10 protein-coding genes are annotated in these 16,069 nt (G+C 73.8%); 7 read left to right on the top strand and 3 right to left on the bottom strand.

Annotated elements, in window-relative coordinates; translation table 11 throughout:
- The first annotated feature begins 59 nt into the window (after positions 1-59).
- The 7 genes from AB0J02_RS30120 to AB0J02_RS30090 all read left to right on the top strand — a co-directional run bounded on the left by AB0J02_RS30120 (position 60) and on the right by AB0J02_RS30090 (position 11,176).
- Complete coding sequence (locus AB0J02_RS30120; protein WP_363196962.1) at positions 60-1,184, top strand: glycosyltransferase family 1 protein; 1,125 nt, start codon at positions 60-62, stop codon at positions 1,182-1,184.
- Positions 1,181-2,344 (top strand): glycosyltransferase, encoded by a 1,164-nt coding sequence (locus AB0J02_RS30115; RefSeq protein WP_363196961.1) that lies wholly within the window; start codon positions 1,181-1,183, stop codon positions 2,342-2,344. Before AB0J02_RS30120 ends, AB0J02_RS30115 begins: the two co-directional genes overlap by 4 nt.
- On the top strand, positions 2,341-3,198 hold the full coding sequence (locus tag AB0J02_RS30110; RefSeq protein WP_363196960.1) for an SGNH/GDSL hydrolase family protein: 858 nt from the start codon (positions 2,341-2,343) through the stop codon (positions 3,196-3,198). The genes AB0J02_RS30115 and AB0J02_RS30110 overlap by 4 nt, the downstream gene beginning before the upstream one ends.
- Positions 3,199-3,270: 72 nt before the next feature.
- Positions 3,271-3,969 carry a GntR family transcriptional regulator gene (locus tag AB0J02_RS30105; RefSeq protein WP_363196959.1) on the top strand — a complete coding sequence of 233 codons (699 nt, stop codon included), beginning with the start codon at positions 3,271-3,273 and terminating at the stop codon, positions 3,967-3,969.
- Positions 3,970-4,038: 69 nt separating this feature from the next.
- A complete protein-coding gene (locus AB0J02_RS30100; RefSeq protein WP_363196958.1) occupies positions 4,039-5,565 on the top strand; it encodes a hypothetical protein in 1,527 nt (508 codons plus the stop codon).
- Between the two features lie 120 nt (positions 5,566-5,685).
- Positions 5,686-6,522 (top strand): hypothetical protein, encoded by an 837-nt coding sequence (locus tag AB0J02_RS30095; RefSeq protein ID WP_363197087.1) that lies wholly within the window; start codon positions 5,686-5,688, stop codon positions 6,520-6,522.
- A gap of 43 nt (positions 6,523-6,565) precedes the next feature.
- The gene (locus tag AB0J02_RS30090) at positions 6,566-11,176 is read left to right on the top strand and encodes a hypothetical protein (protein ID WP_363196957.1); all 4,611 of its coding nucleotides are present in this window, start codon (positions 6,566-6,568) and stop codon (positions 11,174-11,176) included.
- 7 nt (positions 11,177-11,183) lie between these two features.
- On the opposite strand, the gene AB0J02_RS30085 is transcribed toward AB0J02_RS30090, so the two are convergent.
- Genes AB0J02_RS30085 through AB0J02_RS30075 form a run of 3 tightly spaced genes read right to left on the bottom strand, consistent with a single transcriptional unit; the run spans position 11,184 to position 15,985 of the window.
- Complete coding sequence (locus tag AB0J02_RS30085; RefSeq protein ID WP_363196956.1) at positions 11,184-12,308, bottom strand: aromatic ring-hydroxylating dioxygenase subunit alpha; 1,125 nt, start codon at positions 12,306-12,308, stop codon at positions 11,184-11,186.
- A gap of 10 nt (positions 12,309-12,318) precedes the next feature.
- Positions 12,319-13,476: an N-methyl-L-tryptophan oxidase gene (gene solA, locus AB0J02_RS30080; protein WP_363196955.1), complete on the bottom strand. Its 1,158-nt coding sequence runs from the start codon at positions 13,474-13,476 to the stop codon at positions 12,319-12,321.
- A 40-nt stretch (positions 13,477-13,516) separates the two neighbouring features.
- Positions 13,517-15,985 carry an FAD-dependent oxidoreductase gene (locus AB0J02_RS30075; RefSeq protein WP_363196954.1) on the bottom strand — a complete coding sequence of 823 codons (2,469 nt, stop codon included), beginning with the start codon at positions 15,983-15,985 and terminating at the stop codon, positions 13,517-13,519.
- Between the last annotated feature and the right edge of the window lie 84 nt (positions 15,986-16,069).

Here is a 16,069-nt window from a genome sequence, read left to right as displayed (position 1 = left end):
CCCCGCCAGGAAAGATCCACGTTGACGTGGGCACGTCCGGCATGGCGACAAACACAGGTATGCGTGTCGTCATCGTCACCGAGTCCTTCCCGCCCGACATCAACGGTGTGGCGCACTGCGCCCTGCAGACCGCCCGGCACCTCGCCGTCCGCGGCCACGAACCCCTCGTCGTCGCCCCGGCCACCACGGCCGGGCCCGAGGCGGACGCGGGCGCGCCCTGCCCCGTGATCCGTGTGCCGTCCCTGCCGCTGCCCGGCTACCCGCAGGTCCGGGTCGCGCTGCCCAGCCGCCGCGTCGACCGGGCCGTGGCCGCCCACCGGGCCCACCTCGTCCACCTGGCAGGACCCTTCGTGCTCGGCGTGCGCGGCATGGCGGCCGCGGCGCGCCACGGCGTCCCCGCCGTCGCCGTCTACCAGACCGACCTGGCCGGCTATGCCCGTACGTACATGGGGGCGGGCGAAGCCGCGGCCTGGCGGCGGATCCGGGGCGTGCACGCCGCCGCCGACCGGACTCTCGCCCCGTCCAGTGCCGCGCGGCTCGATCTGGAGGCGCACGGGGTGCCCCGGGTGCGGCTGTGGCCGCGCGGCGTGGACGGCGACCGGTTCCGCCCCGAACGGCGCGACGAACGGCTGTGCGCCGAGCTCGCGCCCGGCGGGGAACTGCTCGTCGGCTATGTGGGGCGGCTCGCGCCCGAGAAACAGGTCGAGCTGCTGGCCCGGGCCTGCGGGCTGCCCGGCGTGCGGATCGTCGTCGTCGGGGACGGCCCGAGCGGGGTCTCCCTGCGCGGCGCGCTGCCCGGCGCCGTGTTCCTCGGGCGGCGCACCGGGGACGAACTCGCCCGGATCTTCGCCTCGTTGGACGTCTTCGTGCACACGGGGCCGTTCGAGACGTTCTGCCAGACCGTGCAGGAGGCCATGGCCGGCGGGGTGCCGGTGATCGCCCCGGCCGTCGGCGGACCTCTTGACCTCGTCACGCACGGCGGGACCGGGCTGCTCGTGCCACCCGGCGACGCGGACGCCGTGCGCGATGCCGTGTGGTCACTGGCCGCCGACCCCGCGCTGCGCGCCGCCTACGGGACCGCGGGCCGCGCGGCGGTCGCGGGGCGCACCTGGGAGGCCGTCGGGGACCAGCTCGTCGAGCACTACGCCGAAGTGCTGCGCGCGCGGACGGCGGTGGCGGCATGAGCGAGAGCCTGCGGATCGTACGCGTCGCGAACTTCGTGGCACCCGCGTCCGGCGGACTGCGCACCGCCCTGGGGGAGTTGGGAGCCGGCTACCGGGCGGCCGGGCACGAACCCGTCCTGATCGTGCCCGGGGACCGCTTCTCGGACGTGGACCAGGCACAAGGCCGTGTCCTTACGTTGCCGGGGACGCCGCTGCCGGGTACCGGCGGATACCGCGTGCTGACCGAACGCCGCAGCGTGGCACGGCTGTTGGAGGAGGTGCGCCCCGACCGCCTGGAGGTCTCCGACCGCACGACCCTGCGCTGGACCGGCGAGTGGGCACGGCGCGCCCGGGTGCCCGCCGTGATGGTCTCCCACGAGACCGCGCACGGGGTGCTGCGCACCTGGGGCATGCCCGAACCGGCCGCACGCCGCGCCGCCGACATGCTCAACTCGCGTACCGCACACGCCTACGCGCGCGTGGTGTGCACCACAGAGTGGGCCGAGCGCGAGTTCGTGCGCATCGGCGCGCGCAACGTCGTCCGGGCACCGCTCGGTGTCGACCTCGAACGCTGTCGGCCCGGGGCCGCGCACAGCGGCGTACGGGAGCGGTACGCGCGCGTGGACGAGGTGCTGCTCGTCATGTGCACCCGGCTGTCCGTGGAGAAACGGCCGGGCGCGGGCCTCGACGCCGTAGCGGCGCTGCGCCGACGAGGTGTGCCCGCACGGCTCGTCGTCGCCGGCTCCGGGCCGCTGCGCGGTCGCCTCGAACAGCGCGCGCGGGCCGACCGGTTGCCGGTGGACTTCCTCGGGCACGTGGCCGACCGGGACACGCTCGCCGCGCTGCAGGCCGCGGCCGACGTGTGCCTGGCGCCCGGTCCCGCCGAGACGTTCGGGCTCGCCGCGCTGGAGGCGCTGGCCTGCGGCACACCGGTCGTCGTCAGTGCCTCATCGGCGCTGCCGGAGGTGGTGGGGGCCGCGGGCGCGGTGGCGGGCGACAACGGCGCGGCGTTCGCGGCCGCGGTGCAGGAGGTGCTGGGGCGGCCCGTGCGGCAGCGCAGGGACGCCGCACGCGCGCGTGCCGAGTGCTTCGGGTGGGGCGCGGCCGTGGAGGCCTTTCTCGGGGCGCACGACGCGCCGGTGCGGCTGCCGGTGCCGACGCACGAACCGGACGCGGCATGATCGCGCTCAGGTTCGCCGCGCTCGGCGACTCCCTCACCCAGGGGATCGGCGATCCGGTCGACGGCGGGTGGCGGGGCTGGGCCGCGCTGCTGGCCACCGGGCTCGTGCCCGCCGAAGAGCCGGTGGAGTTCCGCAACTTCGCTGTGAGCGGGGCGCAGACGGCCGATGTGCGCGGGCGCCAGTTGCCGGCCGCGCTCGTCTTCGCCCCCGATGTCGTGTCCGTCGTCGTCGGCGTCAACGACACGCTCCGCCGCACGTTCGACATCCATGCCGTGGCCGCTCATCTCGACGCCGTGTACGGGGCGTTCGCCGAGCGGGGCGCGGTCGTGCTCACGGCGTGCCTGCCCGACCCCGGCGCCATGCTGGGCCTGCCCGGGGCCCTGGCCCGCCCTCTGGCGCGACGGCAGCACGCGGTCAACTCCGTGGTCCACGCCCTGTCCGAACGCCACGGAGCCGTCCACCTGCACGCCGCCGAGGGCGCCTGGGTGGCCGACCGTGCCATGTGGAGCGCGGACCGGCTGCATCCGGGGGAGCGGGGGCACCGGCTGTTCGCCGCCCGCTTCCACGCGGTGCTGGCCGCGTCCGGGGCGGCTCGCGGCCCGGCGCCCGGCACCGAACCGGAGCGGCCCGCGCCGACCCGCTCGGCCGGCCTGTGGTGGCTGGCCACCGCGGGCACCGGCTGGGTGGCCCGGCGCTGCACCGACCTGCTGCCGCAGCTCGTGGCACTGGCCGCCGACGAGGTACGGCACGGACTGCGCGGCACCAGCGCCCGGCTCGACCTGCGGGCGACGGCCGGGGCGGCCGCCGCACTGTCCGCGCCGACGGCCTCGGCGGCGGAGGTGACCAGGACCTAGAGGGAGGGGATCGTTGAACGATCCCTCGATACCCATGTTGTTTCGTTCCTGTATCTGCGCTTGAATTCGGCCGTGGCCACGGAAGAACTGAACGCACTCGCGGACGACCGCGCGCTGCTGGGGCGCACCAGCACCGCCGAGCGCGTCGCGGACATCCTCAGGAGCCGGATCGCGGAGGGCTTCTTCCCGCCCGGCACCCGCCTGTCGGAGGACAGCATCGGGGGCGCCCTCGGCGTCTCGCGCAACACCCTGCGCGAGGCCTTCCGGCTGCTCACCCACGAGCGGCTGCTCGAGCACCGCCTCAACCGCGGGGTCTTCGTCCGCGTCCTGAGCGTCGACGACGTCGAGGACATCTACCGGATCCGGCACATGATCGAGTGCGCCGTCGTGCGTACCCTCGGCGAACCCCCGTACGCCCTCGACCGGGTCGCGGCCGCCGTCGCCGACGGGCAGCGGGCCGCCAAGGCCCGCGAGTGGAAGGGCGTCTCGACCGCCAACATCCACTTCCACCGCGAGCTCGTCGCCCTCGCGCGCAGCGAGCGCACCGACGAACTGATGCGCAGCGTCCTGGCCGAACTGCGGCTCGCCTTCCACGTCGTGGACGATCCGCGCGGCCTCCACGAGCCGTATCTCGCCCGCAATCTCCAGATCGTCGAGACGCTGCGGGAAGGGCGTCGCGACGCGGCCGAGGCGCTGCTCGCCGAGTACCTCGACGACTCCCGCGACGGGCTCGTCGAGGTGTACGGCCAGCGGGTCCCCACGGACCTGTAGCCGCCCGGTGCCACCGTGGCATCTGCGTCGTTTCGACCGTTGTCAGACCCAGCGCCTAGTCTGTGCTCCGTGACTTCGCCTGCCACCACGGAATCCGTTCCGCCCCAGCTCAGCGCGGGGCCGCGCCCCGCACCGGGGCCGGCCGCCGACGAGGGGCTCGCGCGGCGGCTTCGCGCGCTCGCCTGCACCGCTCCGCTGCACGATCTCGACGTGCGCAAGGCCAACCTCGCGGGCGAGTACTCGACGTACGGCATGGCCGAGGTGGCGCTCTCCGCGATCGACCTCGTCACGCTGAACATGGACTTCGACACGGGCGCCGACCACGAGCAGATAGTGGCCCGGCTGGTGCCGCGGATCGCCGCGCAGGCCCCGCAGCGGCCCACCTCCGAGCACGAGCGCGTCGCCCGCTGGGTCCTGGAGAACCTGATCAACGTCGGCACCGTGGACCGCGGATTCCGCGCCGTGTACGGCACGTTCGCGACGGACGGCTCCTATGTGCGGCGCGACTACGACTTCAAGCTGATCGAGGAAGTCCCCGGTTACGGCGGCAGCGTCTATCTCCGGACGACCGACGAAGCCGTCAATGTGCTCGTCGGCGCCCTCGACACCGACGTCACCAGTGCGCAGATCGCCGCCGAGGTGAAGCTCGAGGTTTTGATCAGCCGCGGCCGGCTCGCGGACGCCCAGCTCGCCGCCGAGCAGGCCAGGTACCGGACCGTGCAGTACTCGGAGACCCTGCGCAAGGCGCTGGACGCGACGCGGCGCAATGTGCGCGCCGTCGACTGGCTGAAGGCCGTGCCCGACATGATCGCCGAGGCCCTCGACCACGTCGCGGACCGCTACCGCCACGAGAACGCGATCCTGACGAACATCCGCAAGGCCCGCGACGAATCCGAGGACCCGGAACAGAAGCGCCGCGCCGCCGAGCTCGTCGACATCGTCAAGGACTGCATCCGGCGCCACACCCAACTGCAGTCCCGCCTCCTCGAAGCCGGGCCGCTGTTCCGCGCCGAGCAGGACCGGCAGGCCTTCGCCACGCCCTCCGCGCGCGCGGGCCTCGACCTGTACGGCCACCTCGTCGCGCCCCTGCTCCCGCTGCCGGTGGAGAGCGCCCGCAGGGTGACCGACGCCTTCTTCGCGCGCGGCACCGGACTGCGCACCCCCGTCTCCGTACGGGTGGGCGACCTCGTCGACCTGCTGCTGACCCCGCCGCTGGAGCGGGAGCACCTCGGCGCCGAGATGCCCGAGCCCGACCTCATCGCCACCCCGGACGACAGCCGCTTCAGCGAACAGCAGCTCACGAGCGCCAAGGAACTCCTCGACCTGCCTGCGGACGCCCCGCGCCGGCTCTCGGGACTGCTCGCCGAAGCGCGTCGACGCGACCCCGAACTGCCGTACCTGGTCGCCCTGTTGGCGGTCCACGCGGCGAGTCCGCCGGTCGGCACCGCCTACCGCCAGGGCGAGGGAAAGCTGCTGTTCGCGGTGGACGACGGCACCGACCTCGACGACCCGGAGTTCGGCGGCGCCGACCTCATCGTGGGCATGGCGCTGCTCGACACGGTCGGCATGGCGGCCGGCCGGACGGAGGCCGCGTGACCCACCGGACAATGATCGCCGCGTGACGTACCGAGAAATGATCAAGGAGCACCGCCCGTGACCGAGCACCCCGAAGAGCACGCCGAGTGGGGCGAGCCCGAGGCCGCCGGCTCGGGCTCGGTGAAGACCGCGGCGCCGGTCACGCCCGCCGACGCCGCCGACGCGGCCCGGCTCGTCGCCTTCGGCCTGCAGCCCAAGCTGGGCCCCTCCCGCGACCAGGAGTACAGCGAACTGCTGCGGCGCTACCGGGAGGACCCGGCGTTCGCGCGGCTCGCCGACGCCGTCGCCACCGGGCTCGGCCTCGTCGTCCTGGAGGTGTCCCCGCGCGCGGGGATGGCCGTGACCGCCGCGGAGGACTCCGTCTTCGCCGTCCGCATGGGCGACTACGCGCGCCGCACCGCCGCCGACTCCACGGACCGGTTCCTGCACGGCCTCGCGCATCTCGCGGTCGCCGCGCTCGCCTTCCCCCGCCCCGAGGACCTCGCCGACGACGGCTACATCGGCCGCGTCAGTGTCAACGGCGTGGACGCCTTCGTCCGCCAGGCCTGCCGCAAGCTGGAGGAGCGCGCCGACGAGCAGGGCCTGAACACGGACCCGGCCAGCGACGCCCCCGGACTCGAAGCGGCCTGGCGGATCTGGGCCCGGCGCAGCTCCACCGGCGCCACCAAGGACGCGCGCCGTCTCGCCGGCTCGACGACGGGCATCGTCGCCAAGGCCGTCGCGTTCCTGACGGACTCGGGGTTCCTGCAGAGAACCGGCGACGACGCCGGCGGCACCTACCGCACCACCGCGCGCTACCAGTTGCAGGTCCGCGACATGGCCGGCACCGCGGCCATGGCCGAACTCCTGGACCTGGGCGTGGTGACCGTGACCGACGGATCCGCGAGCCTGGTGCCGCCGATGGACGAGGACGCGGCCGAGCTCGCCGCCGACGCGGGCCTGCCGTTCCACTCCTGACCGCCTACCGACCGTCCGTCCGTACCTACCACGAGAGTCCGCCATGTACGAGCTGTCCCGGGTTCGCCTCTACTCCATCGGGCCGGCCGGTGCGCGCTACGCCGACACCGTGCTCGACCTGCGGGGCGTCGGCGCGCCCGTGCCCGACCCCGCGCCCACCCAGGCGGAGTTCTTCCAGGACGAGCCCGTCGGCCCGCCGCGCCGCCCGGCGCCGGCCGGTGTGCTCTTCCTGGAGAACGGCGGCGGCAAGTCGGTCCTGCTCAAGCTGATCTTCTCCGTGATGCTGCCCGGCCACCGGAACACGCTGGGCGGTGCCAGTTCCGGCGTGCTGCGCAAGTTCCTGCTCGCCGACGACTGCGGACACGTCGCCCTGGAATGGCAGCACACACTCACCGGCGAGTGCGTCGTCGTCGGCAAGGCCAGCGAGTGGCGCGGCCGCCAGGTCTCCAACGACCCGCGGAAGTTCGCGGAGGCCTGGTACTCGTTCCGGCCCGGACCCGGACTGAGCCTCGACTCGCTGCCCGTCGCCGAGTCGACCGCGGTACGGCCCATCGCCGAGGGCGCCTCGGGAGCGCAGGGTCGGCGCCGCACCATGAAGGGGTTCCGTGACGCGCTGACCGAGGCGGGCAAGGCGTACCCGCACCTCGAAGTGCACTGGGAAGAGATCCACGACCGGTGGAACGAGCACCTCGGTGACCTCGGCCTCGACCCCGAACTCTTCCGTTACCAGCGGGAGATGAACGCCGACGAGGGCGAGGCCGCCGGCCTCTTCGCGGTCAAGAAGGACTCCGACTTCACCGACCTGCTGCTGCGCGCCGTCACGGACACCCGTGACACCGACGGTCTCGCCGACCTGGTCAGCGGGTTCGGGAACAAGCTGGGACGGCGCGCCGAGCTGATCGCCGAGCGCGACTTCACCGCCGGCTCCGTCGACCTGCTCACCCGCATCGTCGAAGCCGCCGACACCCGGGCACGCGCGCGTGACATCCACGCCGCCGCCGAGCGCCGCACCCGTACGCTCGCCCGGCGCCTCTCCGCCCGCGCCGCCGTCGAGCGCGGCCGCGCCGGTGACCTCGCCCAGCGGGTCACCGCCGCCGCGCACACCGTCACCGAGGCCGAGTCCGCGCGCGAGCGCAGCGCCCTCATCGCCGCCGAACTGGCCTACCGGCACGCCTCGTTGGCCCTCGCGGGCGCCGAGAAGGCCGCCGCCGCGCAGAAGCGCGAGCTGGCCGACGCCCGTACCCTGCACTCCGCCTGGCAGGCCGCCGAGGCCGTACTGCGCCACCGCGCCGCATCCGACCGCTCCGCGCGCGTGGCCGCCGCCATCCGCGAGGCCGAGCGCGACGCCGCCCCCGCTCTCGCCGCCCGCGCCAAGGCCGCTTCCGAACTCGTACGGGCCCTGCACGGCGCCGCCGAGAAGGCCGAGAGCCACGCGAACGAGGAGGAGGAGCGCTCCGCCGTCCTCCAGGAGGCGGGCGAGACCGCGCACCACGACGCGACCGTCGCCGCCACCGAGGCGCAGCGTGCCCGCAGCGACCTCGGCCACCTGCGCCAGCGCCTCGGCGAGGTCGAGCAGGAGACCGCGGAGGCCGTCCGCGCCGGCTGGCTCGACGACAGCGCGCCCGACGCCGACCCGGCCCGCGCCGCGCTCGCCGCCAGCGACGCCGAGAAGACGACCGTCGCCGCCTGGGACACCGCCCGCGAGGCCGCCCGCCGCGCCACCGAGCACGCCCGCGAGGCCGCCGCCGTGGAGGCCCGCGCCGAGCTGACCGCGGCCCGCGCCGCCGACGCCGCGAGCGCGGCGGACCACGCCCACCAGGCCGAGGAGCGGGCCGCCGCGTCCCTGGCCGCGGAAGAGCGGCTCGCCGAACTGCTCGGTGTGCACGGCCCGTCGGGCGCGACCGCCCCGGCCGATGGACCCCGCGCCACCGACGCCCCCCTCACCTCCGAGGACCTCGACCGCGCCGCCGACGACCTCACCACCTTCCTCGACGACTCCGTCGCCTCCGCCGAGCGGCAGATGTTCGAGCTGCGCACGGCCGCCGCCGACGACTCCCGCATCCTCGGCGCGCTCGGCGACGGCGGCCTGCTGCCGCCGGGCCCGGACGTGCTGGCCACCACCGAGTACCTGGGCGAGCACGGCATTCCCGCCCTGCCCGGCTGGCGCTACCTCGCCCAGTCCGTCGACCCGGCCGACCACGCGCGCGTGCTCGCCGCCCGCCCCGAACTGGTCGACGGCGTCATCATCACCGACCCGGCCTCCCACGTACGGGCCCGTGACGTCCTCGCGGGCGCCGCGCTGCTGCCGCGCTCCACCGTCGCCGTCGGCACCGCCGCCGCCCTGCTGGCCCCGACCCCGGCCGAGAACGTGTCCGACGAGGGCGTCTTCCTCGTACCGCCGAACCCGGCGATGCACGACGAGCACGCCGCCGACGAGGAGCGCCAGGCACTACGGACCCGTGCCGCCCAGCGCGACGAGGGCATCCGCACACTCGCCGGACGCCTCGCCAAGGACCGCGAACTGGCCGCCCGGCTCACCTCATGGCGCGCCGGCTGCCCCGCGGGCCGCCTGACCGAACTCGCCACGGCCGCACAGGAAGCCCGTACGTTCGCGGAAGAGGCCGAAGCCGAGCTGGCCGAGGCCCGTACCGTGCGCGCCGAGGCCGACGAATCCGCCGCCGAAGCGACCCGCGTACGCGACGAACGGCAGGAAGCGGCCCAGCGCGCCCGGCGCGCCGCCGACGCGCTCGCCGGTCTCGCCTACCGCCTGCGCGAGCGCGCCGCATGGCAGGCCCAGGTACGCGAACTCGCCGACGAGGCCGTCGAGTCGGAGGCCCGCGCCCAGACCTGCCTGGACCACGCCCGCGCCGCCGACGAGGACCGGCGCGCCGCCCAGCGCTCCGCCGACGACACCCGCCGCACCGCCCGCGCGCTGCGCGCCGAGCGCGCCGAGATCGCCGGCGCACCCGACGACGTACCCGAAGGGGAGGCCCCCCAGGCATCGCTGCCCGCCCTGCGCGAGGCCTACCGTGCCGCGTCCCAGCTGTACGAGAAGGTCGGCGTCGGCGCCGACCTGCGGGCCGAGCAGGCCCGCGCCGAGAGCGACGAATCGGCCTCGCTCACCGAGTTGCAGCGGCTCAGCAACAAGGTGCGCACCCGCGCCGCGGCCCTCCTCGAATCGCCCGACGGGTCCGACGGGCCGTCCCGGCAGGCCGCGGCCGCCCGCGCCGAGGAACATGTCCAGCTCCTGGAGACCCGCGCCTCCACGGCCAGCGAGCAGCTCGGCCGGCTGCGCGGTGAGGCCGAGCGGCACGCGCCCGAGGACGGCGGCGTCCACACCGAGCTGCCCGCCGACCTGGTACCCGCCGACACCGAGCAGGCGGGCACCCTGCTGCGCACCGCCACCACCGAACTGGCCGCGCGCAGCGACGCGTTGACCACCGCCCGCGCCGCCCACGGCGAGCTTCTCGACGCCCACCGGGCCGCCGAGGACGGGATCGGCGGCTTCGAGGAGACGGCCGCACTCCTGCGCGACCTGCTGCGCGACCACGCGGACGGCGAGGAACAGGAGGAGCAGGAGCCCTACCCGGGCACCCTGGAGGAGGCCCGCACGGCCGCGTCCGAGACCCGCCGCTCGCTGCGCGGCTGCGCCGCCGACCTGTCCGCCGCCGAGGCCGCCGTCCGCGAGGCGAGCGACATCCTCGTACGGCACGCGAACTCCACCCGCTACGAGCAGGTGCGCACCCCCGCACGGCAGCAGATCCGCGAGCTGCCCGCGGCGGCGCTGCCGGAGCACGCACAGCGCTGGGCAGACGCGTTCGCGCCCCGACTGCGCGTCCTGACCGACGAGTTGGAGCAGCTGGAGCGCAACCGCGACTCGATCGTGGACCGGCTGCGCGGCCTCGTCGAGTCCTCGCTCGCCACGCTCCGCTCCGCGCAACGACTCTCCCGGCTCCCCGAGGGGCTCGGCGAGTGGTCGGGCCAGGAGTTCCTGCGGATCCGTTTCGAGGAGCCCGACCAGGCCACGCTCACCGAGCGGCTCGGCGAGGTCATCGATGAGGCAACCCGCGCGGCCGTGAAGAAGAACTCCGACATGCGACGCGACGGCATGTCCCTGCTGCTGCGCGGTGTCGGCGCCGCCCTGGAGCCCAAGGGTGTCGCCGTCGAGATCCTCAAGCCGGACGCGGTGCTGCGCGCCGAGCGCGTCCCCGTCGGACAGATGGGCGACGTGTTCTCCGGCGGCCAGCTGCTCACCGCGGCCATCGCCCTGTACTGCACGATGGCCGCGCTGCGCTCGAACGACCGGGGCCGCGACAAGCACCGTCACGCGGGCACGCTCTTCCTCGACAACCCCATCGGCCGCGCCAACGCCACGTACCTCCTGGAGCTCCAGCGCGCCGTCTCCGACGCGCTCGGCGTCCAACTCCTGTACACGACCGGCCTGTTCGACACGACGGCGCTCGCCGAGTTCCCGCTCGTCATCCGCCTGCGCAACGACGCGGACCTCCGTGCGGGACTGAAGTACATCAGCGTCGAGGAGCACCTGCGTCCGGGCCTGCCGCAGCAGGAACCGGACGGGGAGAAGGTGCACGGCGAGATCACGGCGACCCGCATGTTCAAGCGGCCCGCCGAACCCGCCGGGCAGGACGCGTGAATACCCGCTAGGCGGCGTCCAGTTGCTCCCTGAGCCACGCGTGGAAGATCCCGATGTGGTGCTCGGTGGGTACGAGGACGCCGCCGTCGCGGTAGGCGCGTGACGCCATGGCGGGCTGGGTGCGCTCGCACGCCGCGAAGTCCTGCGTGTTGACCCGGTGGAAGAGCTGGACCGACTTCGACAGGTCGGCCCCGGACGCCACGACCTCCGGGGCGTACAGCCAGTCGCACTCGACGACCGTGCGATCCTCGGCCAGCGGGAACATGCGGTGCAGGATCACATGGTCGGGCACCAGGTTCACGAAGACCGTCGGCTTGACCGTGATCGCGTAATAGCGGCGGTCCTGCTCGGGCGGGACCTCGGGAAGCGTGCCGAAGCCCTCGCCGCCGTCGACGGTGAACCCCCGCACGCCGTCCCCGAACTCGGCGCCGTGCCCCACGTAGTACTGGGCCGCGTAGCCCTCCGCGAACTCCGGTAGGACATCGGTGAGTTCGGGGTGGATGGTCGCGCAGTGGTAGCACTCCATGAAGTTCTCGACGATCAGCTTCCAGTTGGCCCGGACGTCGTACGTGATCCGCTTGCCCAGGGCGAGGCCTTCGGCACCGTAGCGGTCGATCGCCGCCGTGTCGCCGAGCCGCTCGACGGCGGCGCCCGGCACCGTGTCCTCGAACGACGGCGGCTCGTCGGCCAGACACACCCACGCGTACCCGAGCCACTCCCGCAGCGCGACCCCGACCAGCCCGTAGGCGGAGCGGTCGACGTCCGGCATCCGCCCCAGATTCGGCGCCGCGATCAACTTCCCGTCGAGGCCGTACGTCCAGGCGTGGTACGGGCATTGCAGGGTGCGCCGGACCTCGCCCCGCTCCTCGGTGCACAGGCGGGCCCCGCGATGCCGGCAGACATTGAGGAAGGCGTTCAGCGCGCCCGTGCGGGAGCGGATGACCAGGACACTCTCGCGGCCGACCTGCACCGTGCGGAACGCGCCCGGTTTGTCGAGGTCGGCGCAGCGGACGGCGCAGAACCACATGCGCTCGAAAACCCGCTCCTGTTCGGTGCGGAAGAGGTCCGGGTCGGTGTAGTAGCGGCCCGGCAGCGTGGCCGCCAGGCTCGGCGGCAGGGGGAGCGTCGTCATGGCGGACTCCTCAGACGGCGGGCGCGGCGGTGAGCCGGCCCGGGTCGAACAGCTCGATGGGGTGCTCGGTGGCGCCGGTCAGCGCCAGATCGGCGAGGATCTCCCCGACGACCGGTACGAACTTGAAGCCGTGCCCGGAGAAGCCGCAGGCCACGGTCACCGACTCCGGGTGCGCGGGGTGCCGGGCGATGACGAAGTGCTCATCGGGCGTGGTGGAGTACATGCAGGTCGCGGCCTTGAGGAAGGTGCCGGGCAGGGCCGGGACGCAGCCCGACATGTGATCGGCCATGGCCCGGACCTCGTCGTCGTGGACGGTGCGGTCGATGGTCTCCGGAGTGCACACGACGCCCTTGCGGAAGAAGGCGACCTTGGCGCCCAGGGCAGGGCCGTCGAGGGCGGGAAAGCCGTAGACCTGGACGCCTGCCGCGTCCTCCCAGATGTAGACCGGATGGTTCTCCGGGCGGAAGGGCACCACCCCCGTGCTGGGCTGGAACCAGTACATGACCTGCCGCTCGATGGTGAACGGCACGCCGAGATCGGTGAGCAGTCGCGGTGCCCAGGCGCCCGGGCAGATCACCAACTGCCCTGCCGTGTAAGTGTTTTCGGCAGTGTGCACCCGCACGCCGTCCGCGCACGGCTCCCAGCGCGTCATCGGCTCCTCGAAATGCAGGTCGGCGCCGGCCTGCGTGGCGAGCTGGAGATGCGCGGCGACCGTGTTCTCCGGGCGCAGGAACCCGGCCTTCTCCTCGAACAGGGCGACCTCGTCGGCGCGCGGCGTCAGGGTCGGGAAGCGGCGCCGGATCTCCCGCGCGTCGAGCATCTCGTGCGGCAGCTCCCACTGCCGGGCCGAGCGCAGCGAGCCCTCGACCGTACGGGAGCCGGGGCGGCCGATCATGACGCCGCCGCACAGTGTGGCGATGGAGCGGCCGGTGGCCCGTTCCAGGTCCTCGTACAGCTCGTAGGAGCGCAGCAGCAGCGGAACGTACGCCGGGTCCTCGAAGTACGACTGGCGGGTGATCCGTGAACCGCCGTGGCTGGAACCGCGGTTGTGCACCGGGCCGAACTTCTCCAGGCCGAGCACGCGGGCGCCGCGCGCGGACAGATGGTGCGCGGCGGCGCTGCCCATGCCGCCGAGGCCGATCACGATCACGTCATAGGTGGGGGACATGTCCCGGCCCTCCCAGGGCTGGTGCGGTCGTAAGGAACGTTCAGCGGCGGATGCGGGTCATCTTCGGGTCGAAGAGCGGCTCGTCGGCGACGGTGGCCGGGACCTTCGCGCCGAAGTACTCGATGTCCACGGCGGATCCGGCCGGCAGCGGCGGCAGCCACGTGTACGCGACGCAGCGGCCGAGGGTGTAGCCGTACGAGGCGCTGGTGACGTAGCCGCACGGGACACCGTCCAGATGGACGGGCTCCTTTCCGAGGACCACGGCGGACGGGTCGTCGAGAAGCAGTGCGGTCAACCGTCGTGTCGGGGGCGGGAGTTGTTCGAGTGCGGCGCGGCCGTGGAAGTCGCCGCGGTCCATCCGCACGGCGAAGTCGAGCCCCGCCTCGTACGGGGTGTGCTCCTCGGTCATGTCGACGCCCCAGGCGCGGTAGCCCTTCTCCAGGCGCAGGCTGTTGAACGCCGACCGTCCGGCCGCGACGACGCCGTGCTCCTGCCCCGCCTCCCACAGCGTGTCCCACAGACGCAGCCCCAGATCGGCGGTCGTGTACAGCTCCCAGCCCAGTTCGCCCACGTAGCTCAGGCGCAGCGCCGTGACGGGGACGTGCCCGACGTACGTCTCCTTGGCGCGGAAATAGCCGAAGCCCTCGTGCGAGAAGTCGTCGCGGGTCAGAGGCTGGACGAGGGCTCGGGCGAGCGGGCCCCACACACCGACGCAGCAGGTACCGGAGGTGATGTCGCGGATCCGGACGTCATCGGGGGCGTGCCGCTCCAACCACACCTGATCAGCGGGGGAGTTGGCGCCCACCTGGAAGCGGTCGGCGGTGAGCCGGGCCACGGTCAGGTCCGAGCGGATCCCGCCCTTCTCGTCGAGAAGCAGGCTGTACGTCACCGCGCCCGGCCTCTTCGCGACGTTGTTGGTCGTCATGCGCTGCAGGAACGCGAGCGCGCCGGGTCCGGTGACTTCCAGGCGGCGCAGCGGGGTCATGTCGTACAGGGCGACCCGCTCACGGGTGGCCCGCGCCTCCGCGGCGACGACGGGCGACCAGTAGCGGGCCGACCAGGGATCGCGCTCCTGCCCCTCGCGCCTGCCGGACTCTTCGACGAGCGGGGCGTTCGCCTCGTACCAGTGCGGACGCTCCCAGCCGCCGCCCTCCAGGAAGTACGCGCCCAGCTCCCGCTGCCGGGCGTGGAACGGGCTGACGCGCAGCGGACGCGGCCGCTCCATCGGCTGCAGCGGGTGGATGACGTCGTACACCTCGACGAACTGCTGCGCCCCGCGGTCGCGCACGTACGCGGGCGAACGGTGTGCGTCCTCGAACCGGTGCACGTCGCATTCGTGCAGGTCGACCGAGGCGTGCCCGTCCACCATCGACTCGGCGACCGCCTTCGCGACCCCCGCCGAATGCGTCACCCACACCGCCTCCGCGAGCCAGAAGCCGCGCAGCGCCCGGGACTCGCCCAGCACCGGCATGCCGTCGGGGGTGAAGGAGAAGACGCCGTTGAAGCCCTCCTCGATGTCGGTGTCCCGCAGCGCGGGCAGCAGCGTCCGGCACGTCTCCCAACTGGGCGCCCAGTCCTCCTCGGTGAAGGGGAGCGACGACGGCATGTCCAGGGCCCTGGCGCGCGCGTCGTCGTAGGAGAGCACCGCGAACGGGTCGACGGGCAGGGGCCGGTGGGCGTAGCTGCCGATGCCGATGCGGTCGGTGTGCTCACGGAAGTACAGGTCGCGGTCCTGGAAGCGGAGGATCGGCTTCGAGGCCTCGGTGCGCGGATCGTTCGCCCCGGCGAGCTCAGGCAGTGGCTTCGTCCGCGCGTACTGGTGGGCGAGCGGCAGCAGCGGCACGCCGACGCCCGCCATCCGGCCGATCACCGGGCCCCAGAAGCCGGCCGCGGACACGACATGGGTGGCGGCGAACGAGCCGCGGTCGGTGACGACTCCGGTGACGCGGCCGTCCGCCTGCTCGATGCCGGTGACGGTGTGACGGTCGAGGAAACGTGCGCCGCGTTCCTCAGCGCGGCGCAGCTGCGCGCGGGCGGCCAGCACGGCCCGGGCCAGACCGTCGTCGGGCGTGTGGAAGCCGCCGAGAATCATCGACTCGTCGACAAGGGGCCAGAGTTCCTTGCAGCGGGCGGGGGAGACCAACTCCCCGCGCACGCCCCAGGAAGCCGCCCAGCCCGCCTTGCGGTGCAGGTCGGCCCAGCGCTCGGGGGTGGTCGCCAGTTCCAGGCCGCCCACCTGGTGGAAGCACGGCAGGCCGTCCACTTCGAGGGCGGAGAACTTCTCCACCGTGTAGCGCGCGAACGCGGTCAGGGTCTTGGACGGGCTGGTCTGGAAGACGAGCCCGGGCGCGTGCGAGGTCGAGCCGCCGGGCGCCGGGAGCGGGCCCTGGTCGAGGACGGTCACGTCGTGCAGGCCGCGTGCGGTGAGCTCGTCGGCGAGCGAGCAGCCGACGATTCCCGCGCCGATGACGACGACCTTCGGGGAGCCGGATTCGGGAGCGCTGGACATGTCCCTCCTAAGAAGTGACCTGCTCAGGATGTACGTGAACGGTCTCGACGGGGTCGGCCGCCGCGTGCCCGGACAGGAAGGGGA

The organism is Streptomyces sp. NPDC050264 (assembly GCF_040655895.1).
GTDB lineage: Bacteria > Actinomycetota > Actinomycetes > Streptomycetales > Streptomycetaceae > Streptomyces.
Note: the sequence above shows the minus strand (reverse complement) of the source record. Positions and strands in the feature narration are given on the sequence as shown.

Coding starts and splice junctions, on each gene's coding strand:
- AB0J02_RS30110 (WP_363196960.1), top strand. CDS start 2,341: ATGATCGCGCTCAGGTTCGCCGCGCTCGGCGACTCCCTCACCCAGGGG.
- AB0J02_RS30090 (WP_363196957.1), top strand. CDS start 6,566: ATGTACGAGCTGTCCCGGGTTCGCCTCTACTCCATCGGGCCGGCCGGT.
- AB0J02_RS30075 (WP_363196954.1), bottom strand. CDS start 15,985: ATGTCCAGCGCTCCCGAATCCGGCTCCCCGAAGGTCGTCGTCATCGGC.
- AB0J02_RS30120 (WP_363196962.1), top strand. CDS start 60: ATGCGTGTCGTCATCGTCACCGAGTCCTTCCCGCCCGACATCAACGGT.
- AB0J02_RS30115 (WP_363196961.1), top strand. CDS start 1,181: ATGAGCGAGAGCCTGCGGATCGTACGCGTCGCGAACTTCGTGGCACCC.
- solA (WP_363196955.1), bottom strand. CDS start 13,476: ATGTCCCCCACCTATGACGTGATCGTGATCGGCCTCGGCGGCATGGGC.
- AB0J02_RS30085 (WP_363196956.1), bottom strand. CDS start 12,308: ATGACGACGCTCCCCCTGCCGCCGAGCCTGGCGGCCACGCTGCCGGGC.